Origin of the sequence: Streptomyces corynorhini (assembly GCF_003346515.1) — a bacterium.
GTDB lineage: Bacteria > Actinomycetota > Actinomycetes > Streptomycetales > Streptomycetaceae > Streptomyces > Streptomyces corynorhini.
The window spans coordinates 1-18,878 of the sequence record NZ_QQNA01000199.1; the positions used below are offsets into that span (position 1 = coordinate 1).

Annotated in this window: 19 protein-coding genes; 15 read left to right on the plus strand and 4 right to left on the minus strand. The window is 70.3% G+C overall.

What is annotated here, in order from left to right; translation table 11 throughout:
- The first annotated feature begins 96 nt into the window (after positions 1-96).
- Positions 97-1,206 carry a sensor histidine kinase gene (locus DVH02_RS23530; RefSeq protein ID WP_114625823.1) on the plus strand — a complete coding sequence of 370 codons (1,110 nt, stop codon included), beginning with the start codon at positions 97-99 and terminating at the stop codon, positions 1,204-1,206.
- A gap of 36 nt (positions 1,207-1,242) precedes the next feature.
- On the opposite strand, the gene DVH02_RS23535 is transcribed toward DVH02_RS23530, so the two are convergent.
- Positions 1,243-2,244, minus strand: a complete 1,002-nt coding sequence (locus DVH02_RS23535; RefSeq protein WP_114625824.1) for an NAD-dependent epimerase/dehydratase family protein — start codon at positions 2,242-2,244, stop codon at positions 1,243-1,245.
- A gap of 146 nt (positions 2,245-2,390) precedes the next feature.
- Positions 2,391-3,071 carry a hypothetical protein gene (locus DVH02_RS23540; protein ID WP_114625825.1) on the minus strand — a complete coding sequence of 227 codons (681 nt, stop codon included), beginning with the start codon at positions 3,069-3,071 and terminating at the stop codon, positions 2,391-2,393.
- Between the two features lie 116 nt (positions 3,072-3,187).
- Here DVH02_RS23540 and hemL point away from each other — a divergent pair, with 116 nt between their 5' ends.
- The 7 genes from hemL (at position 3,188) to ccsB (ending at position 11,401) form a co-directional block, all read left to right on the plus strand.
- Positions 3,188-4,519 carry a glutamate-1-semialdehyde 2,1-aminomutase gene (gene hemL, locus DVH02_RS23545; RefSeq protein WP_114625826.1) on the plus strand — a complete coding sequence of 444 codons (1,332 nt, stop codon included), beginning with the start codon at positions 3,188-3,190 and terminating at the stop codon, positions 4,517-4,519.
- A complete protein-coding gene (locus tag DVH02_RS23550) occupies positions 4,516-5,217 on the plus strand; it encodes a histidine phosphatase family protein (RefSeq protein WP_114625827.1) in 702 nt (233 codons plus the stop codon). The genes hemL and DVH02_RS23550 overlap by 4 nt, the downstream gene beginning before the upstream one ends.
- Positions 5,218-5,597: 380 nt before the next feature.
- Positions 5,598-6,839: a polysaccharide deacetylase family protein gene (locus DVH02_RS23555; protein ID WP_114625828.1), complete on the plus strand. Its 1,242-nt coding sequence runs from the start codon at positions 5,598-5,600 to the stop codon at positions 6,837-6,839.
- A gap of 187 nt (positions 6,840-7,026) precedes the next feature.
- The gene (locus tag DVH02_RS23560) at positions 7,027-7,647 is read left to right on the plus strand and encodes a TlpA family protein disulfide reductase (RefSeq protein ID WP_114625829.1); all 621 of its coding nucleotides are present in this window, start codon (positions 7,027-7,029) and stop codon (positions 7,645-7,647) included.
- Positions 7,648-7,696: 49 nt separating this feature from the next.
- Positions 7,697-8,434 (plus strand): cytochrome c biogenesis CcdA family protein, encoded by a 738-nt coding sequence (locus DVH02_RS23565; RefSeq protein WP_114625830.1) that lies wholly within the window; start codon positions 7,697-7,699, stop codon positions 8,432-8,434.
- A gap of 4 nt (positions 8,435-8,438) precedes the next feature.
- The gene (gene resB, locus DVH02_RS23570) at positions 8,439-10,313 is read left to right on the plus strand and encodes a cytochrome c biogenesis protein ResB (protein WP_114625831.1); all 1,875 of its coding nucleotides are present in this window, start codon (positions 8,439-8,441) and stop codon (positions 10,311-10,313) included.
- A complete protein-coding gene (gene ccsB, locus DVH02_RS23575; RefSeq protein WP_114625832.1) occupies positions 10,310-11,401 on the plus strand; it encodes a c-type cytochrome biogenesis protein CcsB in 1,092 nt (363 codons plus the stop codon). Before resB ends, ccsB begins: the two co-directional genes overlap by 4 nt.
- A 192-nt stretch (positions 11,402-11,593) precedes the next feature.
- Here ccsB and DVH02_RS23580 read toward each other — a convergent pair whose 3' ends face one another.
- Positions 11,594-11,992 (minus strand): PLD nuclease N-terminal domain-containing protein, encoded by a 399-nt coding sequence (locus tag DVH02_RS23580; protein ID WP_114625833.1) that lies wholly within the window; start codon positions 11,990-11,992, stop codon positions 11,594-11,596.
- Positions 11,993-12,161: 169 nt separating this feature from the next.
- Here DVH02_RS23580 and DVH02_RS23585 point away from each other — a divergent pair, with 169 nt between their 5' ends.
- Both DVH02_RS23585 and mqnP read left to right on the plus strand, forming a co-directional pair.
- Positions 12,162-13,613, plus strand: a complete 1,452-nt coding sequence (locus tag DVH02_RS23585) for a menaquinone biosynthesis decarboxylase (protein ID WP_114625834.1) — start codon at positions 12,162-12,164, stop codon at positions 13,611-13,613.
- Complete coding sequence (gene mqnP / locus DVH02_RS23590) at positions 13,610-14,515, plus strand: menaquinone biosynthesis prenyltransferase MqnP (RefSeq protein WP_114625835.1); 906 nt, start codon at positions 13,610-13,612, stop codon at positions 14,513-14,515. Before DVH02_RS23585 ends, mqnP begins: the two co-directional genes overlap by 4 nt.
- 48 nt (positions 14,516-14,563) lie before the next feature.
- Here the strand turns inward: mqnP and DVH02_RS23595 are convergent, their stop codons facing one another.
- Positions 14,564-15,130 (minus strand): rhomboid family intramembrane serine protease, encoded by a 567-nt coding sequence (locus DVH02_RS23595; RefSeq protein WP_233518419.1) that lies wholly within the window; start codon positions 15,128-15,130, stop codon positions 14,564-14,566.
- 143 nt (positions 15,131-15,273) lie between these two features.
- Between DVH02_RS23595 and DVH02_RS23600 the strand changes: the two genes are divergently transcribed.
- The 5 genes from DVH02_RS23600 (at position 15,274) to DVH02_RS23620 (ending at position 18,802) form a co-directional block, all read left to right on the plus strand.
- Positions 15,274-15,972, plus strand: a complete 699-nt coding sequence (locus tag DVH02_RS23600; RefSeq protein ID WP_114625837.1) for a UbiX family flavin prenyltransferase — start codon at positions 15,274-15,276, stop codon at positions 15,970-15,972.
- 110 nt (positions 15,973-16,082) lie between these two features.
- A complete protein-coding gene (locus DVH02_RS23605; protein WP_114625838.1) occupies positions 16,083-16,535 on the plus strand; it encodes an Lrp/AsnC family transcriptional regulator in 453 nt (150 codons plus the stop codon).
- 174 nt (positions 16,536-16,709) lie between these two features.
- Positions 16,710-17,888: an aminofutalosine synthase MqnE gene (mqnE, locus tag DVH02_RS23610; RefSeq protein ID WP_407697671.1), complete on the plus strand. Its 1,179-nt coding sequence runs from the start codon at positions 16,710-16,712 to the stop codon at positions 17,886-17,888.
- Between the two features lie 13 nt (positions 17,889-17,901).
- Positions 17,902-18,432, plus strand: a complete 531-nt coding sequence (locus DVH02_RS23615; RefSeq protein ID WP_114625840.1) for a GNAT family N-acetyltransferase — start codon at positions 17,902-17,904, stop codon at positions 18,430-18,432.
- 61 nt (positions 18,433-18,493) lie between these two features.
- A complete protein-coding gene (locus DVH02_RS23620; RefSeq protein ID WP_233518420.1) occupies positions 18,494-18,802 on the plus strand; it encodes a DUF4229 domain-containing protein in 309 nt (102 codons plus the stop codon).
- Positions 18,803-18,878: the final 76 nt, after the last annotated feature.

The following is an 18,878-nucleotide window of genomic DNA, read 5'->3' on the forward strand; positions in this document are numbered from 1 at the left end:
CGGAGGACAACGAGGCCCCCGGCTCGGGGATCGCCCAGCCCACCGGCTCGGGGATCGCCCGGCCCACCGGCTCGGAGAACGGGCCGGTGGGCTGACATGCGCGACACCCTCCTCATCGCCCTTTACGCCTTCGCGGGTGCCACTGTCACGGGACTGGCCGGAGCGGTCGTGCTGCGGCTGATCCGCCGCCGGTCGCTCACCGCCTCGCTCGCCGTCGTGGCGGCGGTGGGGGTGCTGGCCATGCTCGCGGGGACGCTGGCCGTGGCGTGGGCGATGTTCCTCTCGCCCCACGACCTGTCGGTGGTGACGACCGTCGTCGCCATGGCCGCCGTCGTCTCGCTGGCCACTGCCCTGCTGCTCGGCCGCTGGGTGGTCGCGCGCAGCCGCGAACTGGCCGTCGCGGCACGCTCGTTCGGAGACGGCGGGTTCGCGGTCCCGGACACCCCGGCCACCGCCGAGCTGCGGGCGGTCAGCCGTGAGCTGGCGGCCACCAGCGCCAGGCTCGCCGAATCCCGGGAGCGCGAACGGGCGTTGGAGACCTCTCGGCGGGAACTCGTGGCGTGGATCTCGCACGACCTGCGCACTCCGCTGGCCGGTCTGCGTGCCATGTCGGAAGCGCTGGAGGACGGTGTCGCCGCCGACCCCGACCGCTACCTCAAACAGATCCGCACCGAGGTCGAACGCCTCAACGCGATGGTCGGCGATCTCTTCGAACTCTCCCGCATCCACGCCGGTACCCTGCCGCTGGCGCCCTCCCGTATCTCGCTGTACGACCTGGTCGGTGACGCGCTGGCGGGAGCCGACCCGCTCGCGCGGGAGCACGGGGTCAGGCTGGTGGGCGGCCGGGTGGAGCCCGTACCGGTGGAGGTGGACGGCAAGGAGATGAGCCGTGTGCTGGGCAATCTCCTGATCAACGCCATCCGGCGCACCCCGGCGGACGGCACGGTCGCCGTGGCCGCCGAACGCGCTGACGGTGGCGCGGTGGTGCTGTCGGTCACGGACGGCTGCGGCGGCATCCCGGAGGAGGAGCTGCCCCGCGTCTTCGACACCGGCTGGCGCGGCACCGACGCCCGTACGCCCCCGGCAGGCGCGGGGCTCGGCCTGGCCATCGTGCGGGGGATCGTGGAGGCGCACCAGGGGCGGGCGACCGTACGCAACATCCCCGGCGGCTGCCGCTTCGAGGTCACCCTGCCCGTGACGCTCTGACCGTCCGGCAGCCGGTCGGAGCATCGGGCCGGCGGCTCACTCGCTCGCGGGCCCGGCCGTCGCGAACTCCCGCATGCCCTCGTGGAAGCCGGTCTCAGGCCGCCAGCCCAGATCGGCCCTGAGCCGCGAGGAGTCGGCGGTGATGTGCCGTACGTCGCCGAGCCGGTACTCGCCGGTGACGACGGGATCGGGCCCGCCGCACGCGACGGCCAGGGACCGGGCCATCTCGCCGACGGTGTGCGGTTCTCCGCTGCCCGTGTTGTACGCCGTCAGCGCCCCCGGCGGCGAAGGCGCCTCCAGGGCGACGACGTTGGCCGCCGCCACGTCCCGTACGTGCACGAAGTCCCGCCGCTGCCGCCCGTCCTCGAAGACGCGCGGAGCCTCGCCCCGGGCCAGCGCGGAGCGGAAGAAGGAGGCCACGCCCGCGTACGGGGTGTCGCGGGGCATCCGGGGCCCGTACACGTTGTGGTAGCGCAGCGACACCGCCGACCCGCCCGTGCAACGGGCCCACGCGGCGCTCAGGTGTTCCTGGGCGAGCTTGGTGGCGGCGTACACGTTTCGCGGATCGGCGGGGGCGTCCTCGCCGACCAGACCGGCGAGGAGAGCGTCGCCACACACCGGGCACCGCGGCTCGAACCGGCCCCCGTCCAGATCGCCGGGCGCACGCGGCCCCGGCCGCACCACGCCGTGCAGGGCGCACGCGTACCGCCCCTCGCCGTACACCACCATCGACCCGGCCAGGACGAGCCGACGCACACCGGCCTCCGCCATGGCGGCGAGCAGCACGGCGGTACCGAGGTCGTTGCGGGAGACGTACTCCGCCGCGTCGGCGACCCCGTCGCCGAGGCCGACCATCGCCGCCTGATGGCACACGGCGTCCACCCCGACGAGCGCCTCGGCCACCGCGGCGGGATAGCGGACGTCGGCGTGGGGATCCCGCCGGATGTCGTACACGAGCGGATCGTGCCCGCGCTCGCGCAGCGCGTCGACGACATGGGACCCGATGAACCCGGCACCGCCGGTGACCAGTACACGCATACGCCCACGCTAGGCCCGGCACCCGCCACGAAACCGAGCCGAGCCGGGCACGTCACCACTCCGTAAGACCCCCGGCCACGCCCGCCCGCGCGGCACGGAGAAGGGCGAGGCCCGAAGACCCCGCCCACCGCCAGTGAAACCCCAGCTCAGGGCCACACCAGACAGTAAGGCTGATGCCCCGCCTCGTGCAGCCGGTGGCTGAAGTCCTGCCATTCGTGCAGCAGTTGGTACACGTTGTACGCGTCCTTCGGGCCGCCCCTGTCCGGGACCGTCGACCAGATGAAGGCCGCCGCGCCGACCGATTCCTCGCTCAGGTCGCGCAGGGGGTCCACCACCGTCATCGGGAGGCGGACCACCGCGTAGTCCGGGTGGAGGACGACGAGTTCGAGCGGGGGGACCTTGTTCAGGGGCATGCCCTGTATGCCTGTCAGGACCATCGCGGCTATCGTCTCGGGCTTGATCTTGGAGAACATCCCGCCCATCCCCAGCTCGTCGCCGCCCAGTTCCTCCGGGCGCATCGAGATGGGGACACGGGCGGCCGTGGCTCCGTTGGGCGCGCCGAAGTACTTGTAGGTCACCCCCACCCGGCCACCACTCCTGATTCCCGGGAGCTGCATGCCCGGAAGTTGTTGCTCATCGGCTGCGCGGGAGTCGCCGGCCCGGCCCGGTCCACGCTTCTCGTCCGGTGCACGCCTGTCTCCCGCGCCGCGTGTCTCGCGGGCGTCGCGCGCCTCGCGGTCCCGGTGCTCGCGGCGCCGGTGCTTTCCCCGGGCAGGCTCCGGACCCAGGTCGTCGGTCCCCTCGCCCACTCCGCCACCGCGATGCATATCTCCACCCGACCACTCGCAGCCCTGGCCGCGCAACCCGATCATCGTGACAGTGACCTCCCCCACGAACGTCCGGTGAAACACCAGTCCGCAGATACGTCCGAGGCTCTGACACCATGGATTGCGTGAGCTTCCCCTATGACGCCCCAGTTTCGCAGACACTCTTTGACCGTGCGGCCCTCGTGACGCCCGGCGGCGTGAACTCTCCCGTCCGCGCCTTCAACGCGGTGGGTGGTACGCCCCGGTTCATGGTGTCCGGTAACGGTCCATACCTCATCGATGCGGACGGTCGCGAATATGTCGACCTCGTCTGTTCGTGGGGTCCGATGATTCTCGGTCATTCCCGCCCGGAAGTGATCGAGGCGGTCCAGGCCGCGGTCGCCCGCGGTACGTCCTTCGGTACGCCGGGTGAGGGGGAGGTCGCGCTCGCCGAGGAGATGGTGGCGCGGATCGCGCCACTCGACCAGGTGCGGCTCGTGTCGTCCGGTACGGAGGCGACCATGTCCGCGATCCGGCTGGCGCGCGGATTCACCGGGCGGGCCAAGATCGTGAAGTTCGCGGGCTGCTACCACGGCCACGTCGACGCCCTGCTCGCCGCCGCGGGCTCCGGGGTCGCGACGTTCGGGCTGCCCGACACCCCCGGGGTGACCGGCGCCCAGGCGGGCGACACCATCGTCCTGCCGTACAACGACCTCGACGCGGTACGCGCGGCCTTCGCCGCGAACCCGGGCGAGATCGCGTGCGTGATCACCGAGGCGTCGCCCGGCAACATGGGCGTCGTGCCGCCCCGGGACGGGTTCAACGCCGGGCTCAAGGAGATCTGCGCGGCCGACGGCGCGCTCTACATCTCCGACGAGGTGATGACCGGCTTCCGTACCTCGAAGGCCGGCTGGTACGGGGTCGACGGCGTCGAGCCCGACCTGATGACCTTCGGCAAGGTGATGGGGGGCGGCTTCCCGGCCGCCGCGTTCGGCGGGCGCGCCGACGTCATGGGCCGGCTCGCGCCGGTGGGCCCCGTCTACCAGGCCGGCACGCTCTCCGGGAACCCGGTCGCGACCGCCGCCGGTCTCGCGCAGCTGCGGCTGCTCGACGACGCGGCGTACGCCAAGGTCGACGCGGTGTCGAGCGAGATCCAGGGGCTGGTGACGGAGGCGCTCGCCAAGGAGGGCGTGGCGCACCGCGTGCAGACGGCGAGCAACATGTTCTCCGTCTTCTTCACGGCCGACGAGGTACGCGACTACGACGACGCCAAGAAGCAGGAGTCGTTCCGCTTCACCCCCTTCTTCCACTCGATGCTCGCCGACGGCGTCTATCTGCCGCCGTCGTCCTTCGAGTCCTGGTTCGTCTCCACCGCGCACGACGAGCGCGCGGTCGAGCGGATCGCCGCCGCCCTGCCCGCCGCCGCCCGCGCGGCGGCCCAAGCCACCGAGCCGGAGAACGCCGCATGAGTGCCAGCAGCGCCCAGAGCGCCCAGAGTGAGATCACCGTCGTCCACCTGATGCGCCACGGCGAGGTGCACAACCCCGACGGGGTGCTGTACGGCAGGCGCCCCGACTTCCACCTCTCCGAGCTGGGCGTACGGATGGCCGACCGGGTCGCCGAGCACCTCGCGGGCCGCGACATCACCCATGTCGTCGCCTCCCCGCTGGAGCGCGCCCAGGAGACGGCGGCCCCCGTCGCCAAGACGCACGGGCTGACCCTCGACACCGACGACCGGCTGATCGAGGCCGCGAACGTCTTCGAGGGCAAGACGTTCGGCGTCGGTGACGGCGCGCTGCGCCGCCCCGCCAACTGGAAGTACCTCACCAACCCGTTCCGGCCGTCCTGGGGCGAGCCGTACGTCGACCAGGTCGTACGGATGATGGGCGCGCTGACCGCCGCCCGCGACGCCGCCCGGGGGCACGAGGCGGTCTGCGTCAGCCACCAGTTGCCGATCTGGATCGTGCGCAGCTTCGTAGAGCGGCGTCGGCTGTGGCACGACCCGAGGCGGCGGCAGTGCTCGCTCGCGTCCCTGACCAGCTTCACCTACCGGGGCAACAAGATCGTCTCCGTCGGCTACTCGGAGCCGGCCCGCGACCTGGTGCCCGCCCATCTGCTGCCGGGCGCGCGGCCCGTGAAGGGCGGGGCGAAGGCGTTCGGGGCCTGACCCCGGCCGTGGACCGCGCCGTGACCCCCGGCCGTGGGCAGCGCCATGGCCCGAGCCGTGACCCCCGGTCGTGGGCAGCGCCATGGCCCGAGCCGTGGCCCCGGCCGCGGGCCCGAGACCTGACCCCCGCCGCGGGCCGCGCCGCGGTCCCGGCGTACCCTCCATCGTGACGAGGGCATGACAGTCGGTCATCGCACCGGCAGGTCAACCAACCCTCGCGATCATTCCTGTCACATAGTGATGAGTTTTGTCACGACTGTCGTTACATCAGCAAAAGTGTGACTAATACTGGAACCTCCGCGTTCGCTGCCTCATCTCATGCATTGCCGCTTGTAAGACTTGTATGAGCGGCTACATGAAAGCGAGCGCGAAGGAACGGTATGCGCGACATCAGCCGAAGGGGTCTGCTCGGAGCGGGAATCGGAGCGGCGGCGGCGTTCGGACTCGCCGCCTGCTCCACCGGGGAGAGCAAGCAAGGTCAGCCGGGCGCGGCCAAGGGCGGCGGAAGCCCGACGGACGGCGCGAGTCCCAAGGCCAAGGACGCCCGCCTCATCGGTGACGGTTCCACCTCCGACACCGGGAAGCAGCCGCGGCAGCCGTCCGCGCCGGTCCGGCTGGAGCCGGGTGAGACACCGCCGCAGTTCGTGATCTTCTCCTGGGACGGGGCGGGCGAGGTCGGCAACGGCCTCTTCCCGCGCTTCCTGGAACTCGCCAAGGACCACGACGCGGCGATGACCTTCTTCCTCTCCGGCCTCTACCTCCTGCCGGAGTCGAAGAAGACCCTCTACCGCCCGCCCAACAACCCCGTCGGCGCGTCCGACATCGGCTACCTCACCGACGAGCACATCAAGGACACCCTCAAGAACGTCCGGCAGGCATGGCTGGACGGCCACGAGATCGGCACCCACTTCAACGGGCACTTCTGCGGCGGCTCCGGCACGGTCGGCAGCTGGACACCGGCCCAGTGGCAGAGCGAGATCGACCAGGCCATGTCCTTCGTCACGGAGTGGCGTACGAACACGGGCTGGACCGATCTCGACCCGCTGCCCTTCGACTACCGCAAGGAACTCATCGGCGGCCGTACGCCCTGCCTGCTCGGCCAGGAGAACCTGCTGCCGACGGCGAAGAAGCTCGGCTGGCGCTACGACGCCAGCTCGCCCGGCGGCACCCAGATCTGGCCGTCCAAGCTGAACGGCGTCTGGGACTTCCCGCTCCAGGCGGTGCCCTTCCCCGGCCACGGCTTCGAAGTCCTCTCCATGGACTACAACATGCTCGCCAACCAGTCGAAGAACTCCACCAACGGCATGACCTCGCGGTACGCCGAGTGGCGCGAGCAGGCCGCCGGGGCGTACCTGGCCGGTTTCGACCGGGCCTACGAGTCGAACCGCGCGCCGTTCTTCATCGGCAACCACTTCGAGCAGTGGAACGGCGGGATCTACATGGACGCCGTCGAGGAGGCGCTGAAGAAGATCGCCGGGAAGAAGGACGTACGGCTGGTGTCGTTCCGCCAGTTCACCGACTGGCTCGACGCCCAGGACCCCGCCGTCATCGAGAAGCTCCGCACCCTGAGCCCCGGGCAGTCGCCCGACGGCGGCTGGAACTCCTTCTTCAAGGCGGCCTGACCGCCGAAGCCGCCTGACTGACCCGTGGCCCGAGCCTGACTGACCCCTGGTCCGCGCGTGGCTGACCCCTGGTCCGAGCCTGACTGGCCCCTGGTCCGAGCGTGGCCCGGCCAGGGGCGCTCCGGCTCCTCCGGCAGGATCAGGGGGGTGCGCAAGATCCACGAAACGCCCATGCGAAACTTTTCACATGAACTCAGGTCGCGCCCCCCGACGCCGCCCCGGCCGCCGTCCTCGCGCCATCCTGTCGGCCACGGCCGTCATCGCGGCGCTGGCACTCTCGGCGTGCACGAGCGGCGGTAAGTCCGGGGGCGGCGGCGACACCAACTTCGTGACGAACGCGGGCGGCATCTCCACCGCCGCGCTCGGCGACCGCCGCCCCGTCAACGAGATCGCGGGCGAGACCCTCGAAGGCGACCAGCTCGACGTGGCCGACCTCAAGGGCAAGGTCGTCGTGCTGAACGTCTGGGGATCGTGGTGCCCGCCCTGCCGCGCCGAGGCCCCGCACTTCGCCAAGGTCGCCAAGGAGACCGAGTCGAAGGGCGTGGCCTTCGTCGGGATCAACACCCGGGACCCCAACAAGGGCCCGGCGCTCGCCTTCGAGAAGGACTACGGAGTCGAGTACCCGAGCCTGTACGACCCGACGGGCAAGCTGATTGTGAACGGCTTCCCCAAGGGCAGCCTCAACCCGCAGTCGATCCCCTCCACGATCGTGCTCGACCGGCAGGGCAAGATCGCGGCCCGCTCGTTGATGGCGCTCAACGAGGAGAAGCTGCGCAAGATGATCGACCCGCTGATCGCGGAGAAGTGATGCGGTACGCACGGTCCCCGCGGCCCCTCGTTCGCCCGGGGCGTCCCGCGTGAACCAGACGGTCTACAGCGGAGCGCTCGCGCTCGCGCTCCCGATCGCGGTACTGGGCGGGCTCGTCTCGTTCTTCTCGCCGTGCGTCCTGCCGCTCGTACCGGGCTACCTCTCGTACGTCACCGGCGTCAGCGGCACCGATCTCGCCGACGCCCGACGCGGCCGGATGGTCGCGGGCGCCACGCTCTTCGTGGCCGGTTTCACGGCGGTCTTCGTGTCGGGCGGCGCGCTCTTCGGCTACTTCGGCGCGACCCTCCAGGGGTACCAGGGGACCATCTCCAAGGTGCTCGGCGCGCTGATGATCCTCATGGGCCTGTTCTTCATGGGGCTCATCCCCTGGCTCACCCAGCGCGAATTCCGCTTCCACCAGCGCCCGGTCGGCGGCCTCGCGGGCGCCCCCCTCCTCGGGGTGATGTTCGGGGTGGGCTGGACGCCCTGCCTCGGGCCCACTCTCACCTCCGTCAACACCCTCGCGCTCAGCGAGGCGGACGCCGGTCGCGGGGCGATACTGATGGTCGCGTACTGCCTCGGCCTCGGCCTGCCGTTCGTGCTCGCCGCGGTGGCGTTCCGCAAGGCCCTGGGCGCCTTCGGCTGGGTCAAGCGCCACTACACCTGGGTCATGCGGATCGGCGGCGGAATGATGATCGCGACCGGCCTGCTGCTGCTCACCGGCGCGTGGGACGGCATCGTGCAGCAGATGCAGACCTGGTCGAACGGCTTCACGGTAGGGATCTAGTTCCATGAGCAAGGCTTCGACGAGCGGCACCGGGCACGACGGCACAGCGGCGGGCGCGGGCGCGGGCACGGGCACGGGCACGGATACGGATACGGGTCCGGGCACGGATACGGGCGCGGGCGCGGGCACGGGTACGGGCGTGGATCCGGGCACGGACACGGGCGCCGAGCCCGACGCCCCCGAGTCCCCCGACGCGCAGGACACCCGCGAACTCGGCGACGCCGGTTCCCGGCTCTCCACCGCCCCCCGCGAGGAGCGCGAGGAACGCGAAGGGACCGCCATCGGCGGCCCCGTCCTCGGCGTCGTCGGCTGGATCCGCTGGTTCTGGCGGCAGCTCACCTCCATGCGGGTGGCGCTGATCCTGCTCTTCCTGCTCTCCCTCGGCGCCATCCCCGGCTCCCTGATCCCGCAGCTCAGCGTGGACGAGCTGAAGGTGCAGGACTTCAAGGACCAGCATCAGACGCTCGCCCCGATCTACGACAAGCTCCAGCTCTTCCAGGTCTACAGCTCGGTGTGGTTCTCCGCGATCTACATCCTGCTGTTCGTCTCCCTGATCGGCTGCATCGTTCCCCGTACCTGGCAGTTCGTCGGCCAGCTGCGCGGCCGGCCGCCGGGCGCGCCCAAACGGCTCACCCGGCTGCCCGCGTACACCACCTGGCGCACGACGGCGGAGCCCGAGGCCGCCCGCGCGGCCGCGCTCGCGATGCTCAGGAAGCGCCGCTACCGCGCCCACACCGTCGGTGACGCCGTCGCCGCCGAGAAGGGCTATCTCCGCGAGGCGGGGAACCTGGCCTTCCACATCTCGCTGATCGTGCTGCTCGTCGCCTTCGCCGCGGGACAGCTGTTCAAGTCCGAGGGCGGCAAGCTGATCGTCGAGGGCGACGGCTTCTCCAACACCCTCACCCAGTACGACGACTTCAAGTCCGGCTCGCTCTTCGACACGGACAACCTCGCGCCGTTCAGCTTCGGCCTGGACAAGTTCACCGGGACGTACGAGCGCAGCGGGCCGCAGCTGGGCACGCCGCGCGTCTACCGGGCCGACGTCCACTACACCGAGGGACCCGGCGGCGCGGAGAAGAAGGCGGCCGTCGAGGTCAACAAGCCGCTCGTGGTCGACGGCTCGAAGGTCTATCTGATCGGCCACGGCTACGCCCCCGTCGTCACCGTCAGGGACGGCCGGGGCGAGGTGGTGTTCCAGGGCGCCGTCCCGCTGCTGCCCATCGACAGCAATGTCTCCTCCACGGGCGCCATCAAGGTGATGGACGGCTACCGCGACAAGAGCGGCAAGAAGGAGCAGCTCGGCTTCGCCGCCTTCTTCGTGCCGACCTACGGCGGCGGCGAGGGCGGCGCCACCAAGATGTTCTCCCGGTTCCCCGCCCTCGACTTCCCGGTGCTCAACGTCGGCGCGTACCACGGCGACCTGGGGGTCGACGCCGGGTTGCCGCAGAACGTGTACCAGCTCAACACCCGCAAGATGAAGGCGTTCAAGGACGCCGACGGCGACGTCCTGAAGAAGACCCTGCTGCCGGGCGACAAGCTCACGCTGCCGGACGGCGCGGGCTCCATCACCTTCGAGAAGGACGTCAAGGAGTGGGCCACCTTCCAGATCTCGCACCAGCCGGGTGACGGATGGGCGCTCACCGGCGCGATCGCCGCCATCGTCGGTCTCGCCGGGTCCCTCTTCATCCAGCGCCGCCGGATCTGGGTCCGTACGGTACGGGGCGCCGACGGCGTCACCGTCGTGGAGATGGCCGGACTCGGCCGCAGCGAGTCCGCGAAGCTCCCCGAGGAACTGGCCGATCTGGCCTACACCCTCAATTCAGAGGCGCCCACCGCGCCTGATTCCACAGAAGAGAATGCCGGAGGGGCCGAGAAGTGAATCTCGCCGCCGCAGCCAATGAGAGCCTGGCGCACACCAGTAATGTGCTGATCTATTCGTCGATGGCCGTGTACATGCTGGCCTTCTTCGCGCATATCGCCGAGTGGCTGTTGGGCAGCCGTTCCAAGACCGCCAGAACCGCCGCCGCGCTCACCGCCGCCCCCCGGTCCGCCGCCGCGAGCCCCGCGAAGGCCGAGACGGAGAAGGAACGCAAGGGCGGTACGGCCGTCCTGGAACGGCCGAAGATCATCACCCGCTCGGCGCCCGGCACCCGCGACATCCCGGACGGCCCCGGCGCGGCCGGCGGCGACGAACAGGGCGATCTGTACGGCCGGATCGCCATCTCCCTCACCGTCCTCGCCTGGGCCATCGAGGCCGCGGGTGTGGTCGCCCGCGCGCTGTCCGTGGAGCGGGCGCCGTGGGGCAACATGTACGAGTTCAACATCACCTTCTCCACGGTGGCCGTGAGCGTCTATCTCGCGTTCCTCCTGATGAAGAAGAACGTCCGCTGGCTCGGCCTGCCGCTGGTCACCACGGTCCTGCTCGACCTCGGCCTCGCCGTCACGGTCCTCTACACCGACAGCGACCAGCTCGTCCCCGCGCTCCACTCGTACTGGCTGTGGATCCACGTCTCCACCGCGATCTTCTGCGGCGCCGTGTTCTACGTCGGCGCCGCCGCCACGGTCCTCTACCTCTTCCGCGAGCGGTACGAGTCGAAGGTCGCCGCCGGTCTCAAGCCGGGCGCCTTTGCCACCTCCGTCATGGAGCGGCTGCCCGCCTCCGCGACGCTCGACAAGTTCGGCTACCGCGTCAACGCGGCCGTCTTCCCGCTGTGGACCTTCACCATCATCGCGGGCGCGATCTGGGCGGGCGACGCCTGGGGCCGCTACTGGGGCTGGGACCCCAAGGAGGTCTGGTCCTTCATCACCTGGGTCGCGTACGCCGCCTATCTGCACGCCCGCGCCACCGCCGGGTGGAAGGGCCGCAAGGCCGCCTATCTGGCGCTGATCGCCTTCGGCTGCTGGCTGTTCAACTACTACGGCGTGAACATCTTCGTGACCGGCAAGCACTCGTACGCGGGCGTCTGACCGTACGCGGGCGTCTGACCGTACGCGGGCGTCTGACCGTACGCGGGCGTCCGACCGTACGCGGGTGTTCCACCACACGCGGGCGTCCGACCGTACGGACTTCTACGGGAACGGGAAGGCGCCCCCGCCACAGAAACACGGCGGGGGCGCCTTCCTTCGTCTGTACGGTCTCCAGCCCGCGGAGACCTTCCTTCAGGGCTTCGGCGGGGTGTCGTCCGCGCCGCCCTTGCCCTTCTCGCGGCGCTCGATCTCCTCCTCGCGCCGACGCAGATCCGCTTCCCACCGCTCCAGCTGCGAGGAGTCGGCGGCGCTCTCCTCGGTCTCCTCCTTGCCGCCCTTCTCCTCCTTGAGCGACTTGAGGAATTCCGGGTTGTCGTCCGGCGCGATCCAGCCGCCCCGGCGCGTCGGCACGGTACGGTCCCGGCCCACGATCAGCCAGGAGACGGAACCGACGAGCGGGAAGAGCAGCACCAGGATCGCCCAGATGGGTTTCGGGAGAAAACGGATCTCCTTCTCATCGGTGGTGATGCAGTCGATGAAGGCGTAGATGCTGAGAGCCAGCGGCACCAGAAACATCAGCACCCGAAGCATGGAGGTCCCCCCTGCGCATGGAGATCGAGACCGGGTAACGGCCCCCCTGATACGTCAAGAGTAACGAGTGGGCGCCAGGACATTGACCCGTAGGAGCCGACGATGTCCGCCGCGCGCCACCGCGGCGCCCCCGGAAGATCGCGCGGGGGAGGATGACACACTGGAGCGCATGGCTTACGACGATCTTCGCTCGCTCCTCCGGGCGCTGGAGCGCGACGGCGACCTCAAGCGCATCAAGGCCGAAGTCGACCCGTACCTGGAGGTCGGGGAGATCGTCGACCGGGTGAACAAGGCCGGCGGGCCCGCGCTGCTCTTCGAGAACGTACGGGGCTCCTCGATGCCCCTGGCGATGAACGTGTACGGCACGGACCGCCGCCTGCTCAAGGCGCTCGGGCTGAAGGCGTACAGCGACATCAGCGACAAGATCGGCGGGCTGCTGCGGCCCGAACTGCCGCAGGGCTTCATCGGGGTGCGCGAGGCGTTCGGCAAGCTCGGCTCCATGGCGCATGTACCGCCGAAGAAGATCAAGGACGCGCCGGTCCAGGAGACCGTCCTCACGGGCGACGACGTGGACCTCGACCAGCTGCCGGCGCTCTTCACCTGGCCGGAGGACGGCGGCTCGTTCTTCAACCTGGGGCTGACGCACACCAAGCACCCCGAGACGGGCATCCGCAACCTCGGCCTCTACCGGCTCCAGCGCCACGACCGGCGCACCATCGGAATGCACTGGCAGATCCACAAGGACAGCGCGAACCACTACCAGGTGGCCGCCAGGCGCGGCGAGCGGCTGCCCGTCGCGATCGCGTTCGGCTGCCCGCCCGCCGTGACGTACGCGTCCACCGCGCCGCTGCCCGGCGACATCGACGAGTACCTCTTCGCGGGCTTCGTGCAGGGCCGGCGCATCGAGATGGTCGACTGCAAGACCGTGCCGCTCCAGGTCCCGGCCAACGCCGAGGTCGTTATCGAGGGCTGGCTGGAGCCGGGGAAGACGCTGCCCGAGGGCCCGTTCGGGGACCACACGGGCTTCTACACGCCGCAGGAGGAGTTCCCGGCGCTCACCGTCGACTGTGTGACGACGCGCAAGCGCCCGCTGCTCCAGTCGATCGTGGTCGGCAGGCCGCCGACCGAGGACGGGCCGCTGGGACGGGCGACGGAACGGTTCTTCCTGCCGCTGCTGAAGATCATCGTGCCGGACATCGTGGACTACCACCTGCCCGAGTCCGGTGGCTTCCACAACTGTGCGATCGTCTCGATCGACAAGAAGTACCCCAAGCACGCGCAGAAGGTGATGCACGCGATCTGGGGCGCGCACATGATGTCGCTGACCAAGCTGATCGTGGTCGTCGACGCGGACTGCGACGTCCACGATCTGCACGAGGTGTCCTGGCGGGCGCTCGGCAACACCGACTACGCGCGCGACCTCACCGTCGTGGAGGGGCCGGTCGACCATCTCGACCACTCCTCCTACCAGCAGTTCTGGGGCGGGAAGGCGGGCATCGACGCGACGCGCAAGCTGCCCGAGGAGGGGTACACCCGGGACGGGGGCTGGCCGGAGATGGTCGAGTCCGACCCGGAGACGGCGGCGAAGGTCGACCGCCGGTGGAGGGAGTACGGGCTGTGACCAGCGCCGCCGCGGCACTGCCGCAACCACCGAGCAGGACCAGGGGTTTTCTGCGGCTGGTGATGATCGAGCACTCGGTCTTCGCCCTGCCGTTCGCCTACATCGCCGCGCTCACCGCGATGTTCCGCACCGAGGGGTCCGTCCTGTGGGGCCGGCTGCTGCTGGTGACGGTCGCGATGGTCGGCCTGCGTACGTTCGCGATGGCCTGCAACCGGATCATCGACCGCGAGATCGACGCCCGTAACCCGCGTACCGCGGGCCGTGAGCTGGTGACGGGCGCGGTGTCGGTGCGGTCGGCCTGGACCGGCGCGCTCATCGCCCTCGTCGTCTTCCTCGGCGCCGCCGCCGCGCTCAACCCGCTCTGCCTGGCGCTGGCGCCGGTCGCCGTGATCCCGATGGTGGTCTACCCGTACGGGAAGAGGTTCACGGACTTCCCGCACGCCATCCTGGGCATCGCCCAGGCCATGGGGCCCATCGGCGCCTGGCTCGCGGTGACCGGGAGCTGGTCGTGGGACGCGGTGATCCTCGGGCTGGCGGTCGGCGTCTGGATCGGCGGCTTCGACCTGATCTTCGCCTGCCAGGACGTCCAGGCGGACCGCGCGCACGGGGTGAAGTCCGTACCGGCCCGCTTCGGCATCCCGGCCGCGCTGTACGGGGCGCGCGGCGCCCATGCCGTCACCTCGGCGCTGCTGGTCTGGTACGCGCTGGCCACGGACGCCGGGGCGTTCTTCTGGGCCGGGCTGGCGATCGTCGGCGGAGCCTTCCTCTACGAGCACACCATCGTGAAGCCGCACGACCTGTCACGGCTCAACCGGGCGTTCTTCTCCGTCAACGGGTTCATCGGCATTGCCCTCTTCGTGTGTGCCCTCCTCGACCTGGTGGCTCGTGGTCTGACGGTGTGACCGCGCGGGCCCGCCGGTGCGGGCCCGACCGCACCAGGGGCCGACGGATCAGACGCGGCCCGTTATGCGTTCGTTCAGCGGGGGTTCGCGGCGGTACATGAACGCCGCCATCACCCCGCCGATCAGCCCGAAGAGGTGGCCCTGCCAGCTCACCGCCGAGTTGGTCGGCAGCACGCCCCACAGCGCGGAGCCGTAGAACACGAGCACCAGCAGCCCCGTCACGATGTCCACCGCGTTGCGGTCGACGAAGCCGCGCACCAGCAGATAGCCGAGCAGGCCGAAGACGACGCCCGAGGCGCCCGCCGTCACCGTGCCGTCGGCGGCGGTGATCCAGACGCCGAGGCCGCCGACGACCATGATGGTGAGGACGACGGCGGCGAAGCGGCGCAGGCCGGTCAGGGCGGCGAGGAAGCCGAGGATCAGCAGCGGCACGGTGTTGGACATGAGGTGGTCGTAGCCGTGGTGCAGGAAGGCCATCGGAATGACGTCGCGCAGCTCACCGAACTCCCGGGGGCTGAGCCCGTAGGTGGCGAGCGCGCTCGTCGAGCCGTTGACCGCCTCGATGATCCACAGCAGCGCGACCCAGCCGACCATCACGGCCGCCGCGGGTTTCATGCGTGCGGTCCGGCCTCTGTGGGTGGAATCCACGCGCGGATACGGCATAGCGGCCCCCTCGCCAGCGGTCCGTGTTCTTCTCCGCTGAACGTCCGGGGGCCGCTGTCGGTTCCGGCGCGGGGCCGCCGGATAGGCTCGGATCCGTGAAGCCAGGACCGTACGCAGACCAGCAGAGCCCGCGAGCGTCCCGGCGGCCCTGGGTCGTCGGGGTCTCCGGCGCGTCGGGGACGCCGTACGCCGCCGCCGTGCTGCGCGGGCTGCTGGACGCCGGGCAGAGCGTGGACCTCGTGGTGAGCCGCGCGTCGCGGCTGACGCTGCTGGACGAGACGGGCATCGCCTTCCGCGACGCGCACTGGCGCGACGATCTGCGGACCTGGCTGGCGCGGGGCGCCGACGGCAAGCCGGACACCTTCGACCCGTGCCTGGACGACGTACGGCACTGGGCCGCCGGCGATCTGGCCGCCGGGCCGTCCTCCGGCTCGTATCCCGTCCGGGGGATGCTGATCGTGCCCGCGTCGACGGCGTGTGTGGCGGGGGTGGCGCTCGGCCTCTCGAAGGACCTGCTCCAGCGTGCGGCGAGCGTGACCCTCAAGGAGCGCCGCAGGCTGGTGGTGGCCGTACGGGAGACCCCGCTCAGCGGGCAGACGCTCAAGCACCTGGTGGCGCTGGACGAGGCCGGGGCCGTGGTGCTGCCCGCCTCCCCGGCGTTCTACGCGGGCGCGACGCACATCCAGGACCTGGTGGACTTCGTCGCCGGGCGGGTGCTGGACGCGGCGGGGGTGGCGCACGGTCTCTACCGCCGCTGGGAAGGCGGACTGGGTGGTTCCCGCGTCGGCCGCTAAGGTCGGTCCACCGATCTGACGGTATTTGATTCGCAGGTATTTGACTATCCATGCCTTTGATTGGCATTGTATAGTCGCTTGATATTTGAACAATGGAAGGCTTCGTACCCATGGATACCGTGGACAGGCAGCTCATCCAGGCACTCAGGGAGAACGGCAGGGCCTCCTACGCCGAGCTGGGCCGGCTCGTCGGGCTCTCCGGGCCCAGTGTCACCGACCGCATCAACCGGCTCGAAACGGCGGGTGTCATCACCGGCTACCGCGCGACGGTCGACTCGGCCTCGCTCGGCCTCGGTGTCACCGCGCTGATCGGCATCTCCCTGTCCGACGCGGCCGACCACGAGGACGTCGCCCGCCGGATGCGCGATCTCGGCGAGATCGAGGACTGCTGGTTCATCGCGGGCGACGACTCGTACATGCTCAAGGTCAGGGCCGGAGACGTGGACGGCCTGGAGAAGACGATCGGCCGGCTGAGCGGCACGAAGGGCGTCTCCCGGACCCGTACCACCATCGTTCTCTCCACGAAGTGGGAGAACCGGGTCGGCGAACTGCCCGAGGAGTGAGCCCGGTCCGGGTCCGGTCCCGGTCCGATCCCGGTCCGATCCCGGTCCGATCCCGGTCCGTCCCGGTCCGATCCCGGCCCGGTCCCCTCGGGGCCGGAGGGCCGCCTCGGGCGTTGTCGGTCGGAGGGCGTAGGCTCGGACGGCCCGATTGGTAGACGTATGGGAGGCGGCCCGATGACTGCATCTGTCCAGGATGCCGGTCGCAAGCGCGAGCTGGAGCAGAAGGTCAGGGCCGGTGAGCGGCTGACCCGTGAGGACGGCATCGCCCTCTACGAGTCCGACGACCTGGCCTGGCTCGGCGGCCTCGCGCACGAGGTGCGCACGCGCAAGAACGGCGACGTGGTCCACTTCAACGTCAACCGTCACCTCAACATGACGAACGTGTGCACGGCGTCCTGCGCCTACTGCTCGTTCCAGCGCAAGCCGGGCGAGAAAGACGCGTACACGATGCGCATCGAGGAGGCCGTCCGCCTCGCCAAGGCGATGGAGGGCGAGAGCCTCACCGAGCTGCACATCGTCAACGGCCTGCACCCCACGCTGCCCTGGCGCTACTACCCGCGCTCGCTCAGCGCGCTCAAGGAGGCCCTGCCGCAGGTCTCCCTGAAGGCGTTCACCGCCACCGAGATCCACCACTTCGAGACGATCTCGGGCCTCTCGGCCTCCGAGATCCTCGACGAGCTGATCGACGCCGGTCTCGAATCCCTGACCGGCGGCGGCGCCGAGATCTTCGACTGGGAGGTCCGCCAGCACATCGTGGACCACAACACCCACTGGGAGGACTGGTCGCGCATCCACCGGCTCGCCCACGAGAAGGGGCTCAAGACCCCGGCCACGATGCTGTACGGCCACATCGAGGAGCCTCGCCACCGGGTGGACCACGTACTGCGGCTGCGCGAACTCCAGGACGAGACCGGCGGCTTCCAGGTCTTCATCCCGCTGCGCTACCAGCACGACTTCGTGGACATGAAGGACGGCAAGGTCCGCAACCGCCTCCAGGCCCGTACGACGATGGCCACCGGCGCCGAGGCCCTGAAGACCTTCGCGGTCTCCCGGCTGCTCTTCGACAACGTGCCGCACGTCAAGGTCTTCTGGGTGATGCACGGCGTCCAGACCGCCCAGCTCGCGCTGCAGCACGGCGCGGACGACATGGACGGCTCCGTCGTCGAGTACAAGATCACCCACGACGCGGACAACTACGGCACGCCCAACAAGCTCGGCCGTGACGATCTGCTCGACCTGATCCGCGACGCGGGCTTCCGCCCCGTCGAGCGCAACACGCGGTACGAGATCATCCGCGAGTACCCCGGTCCCGACGCGGACCGCCGCGAGTCCCCCCAGCCGATGCGGGTCTGAGGGATCCGGTCCGATGGCACTCACCTTCACACTCGACCCACCGGTCGACCGCGTCCTGCGCGACGGCATCCTCGCCCTGTGGGTGGAGGTCACCGAGGCGGGCGGCGCGGTCGGCTTCGTACCGCCGGTGACCGCGGAGGCGATCAGGCCCGAGCTGGTCAAGCACTTCGCGGCGATGGCCGAGGGCCGCTGCCGACTGCTCGTCGGGTACGACGAGGAGGGCGCCGTCGCCGCGACGGCGTTCCTCCTCCTCAACACCCATCAGCTGATGCGCCACTGGCTCTGGCTGTACACGGTCATGCTGCACCCGCGCCACCAGGGCCGGGGATACGGCCGCGACCTGCTGGCCGCGGCGGCCGAGTCCGCCCGGTCCTTCGACGGCATCGAGTCGATCCGGCTCACCTGCCGGGGCGGCACGGGCCTGGAGGAGTTCTACGCGGGCTGCGGCTACAAGGAGGTCGGGCGCGTGCCCGACGCGATCAGGGTCGCCCCGGGGGACGACCGCGACGACATCATGATGATGCTCCCGCTGAACCGGTACTGAACGGGGCGTGCTTGACTGTTCGGGCACACATACCCATATCCGGGGAGAGAGAAGGCCCGCCGTGACCGCTGCGAAGACGAACGCCACCATCCGGTACACGGCGATGCGCTTCGGCATCTTCGTCCTCTGCTTCGCCTTCGTCGCTCTCCTGGTGCAGTTCGGCATCCTGCCCAAGGGCCTCGGCAACTCCAACTTCGTCTGGGTGCCGCTGCTCGCCATCATCATCTCGGCGCCGCTCAGCTTCGTCCTGCTGCGCAAGCAGCGCGACGCGATGTCCGAGCAGCTCGCCCCCAGGGTCGACCAGGCCAAGGCCAGGCTGGACGCCCGGCTGGAGAGCAACCGGTCCCAGGAGGACGGCGCGCTCCAGTAGGCCGCGCGCGGCCCACGCGCCCAGCGCGCAGCGCCCTCACACCTCAGCACCCCAGGCACCCCGGCACCGGAGATCT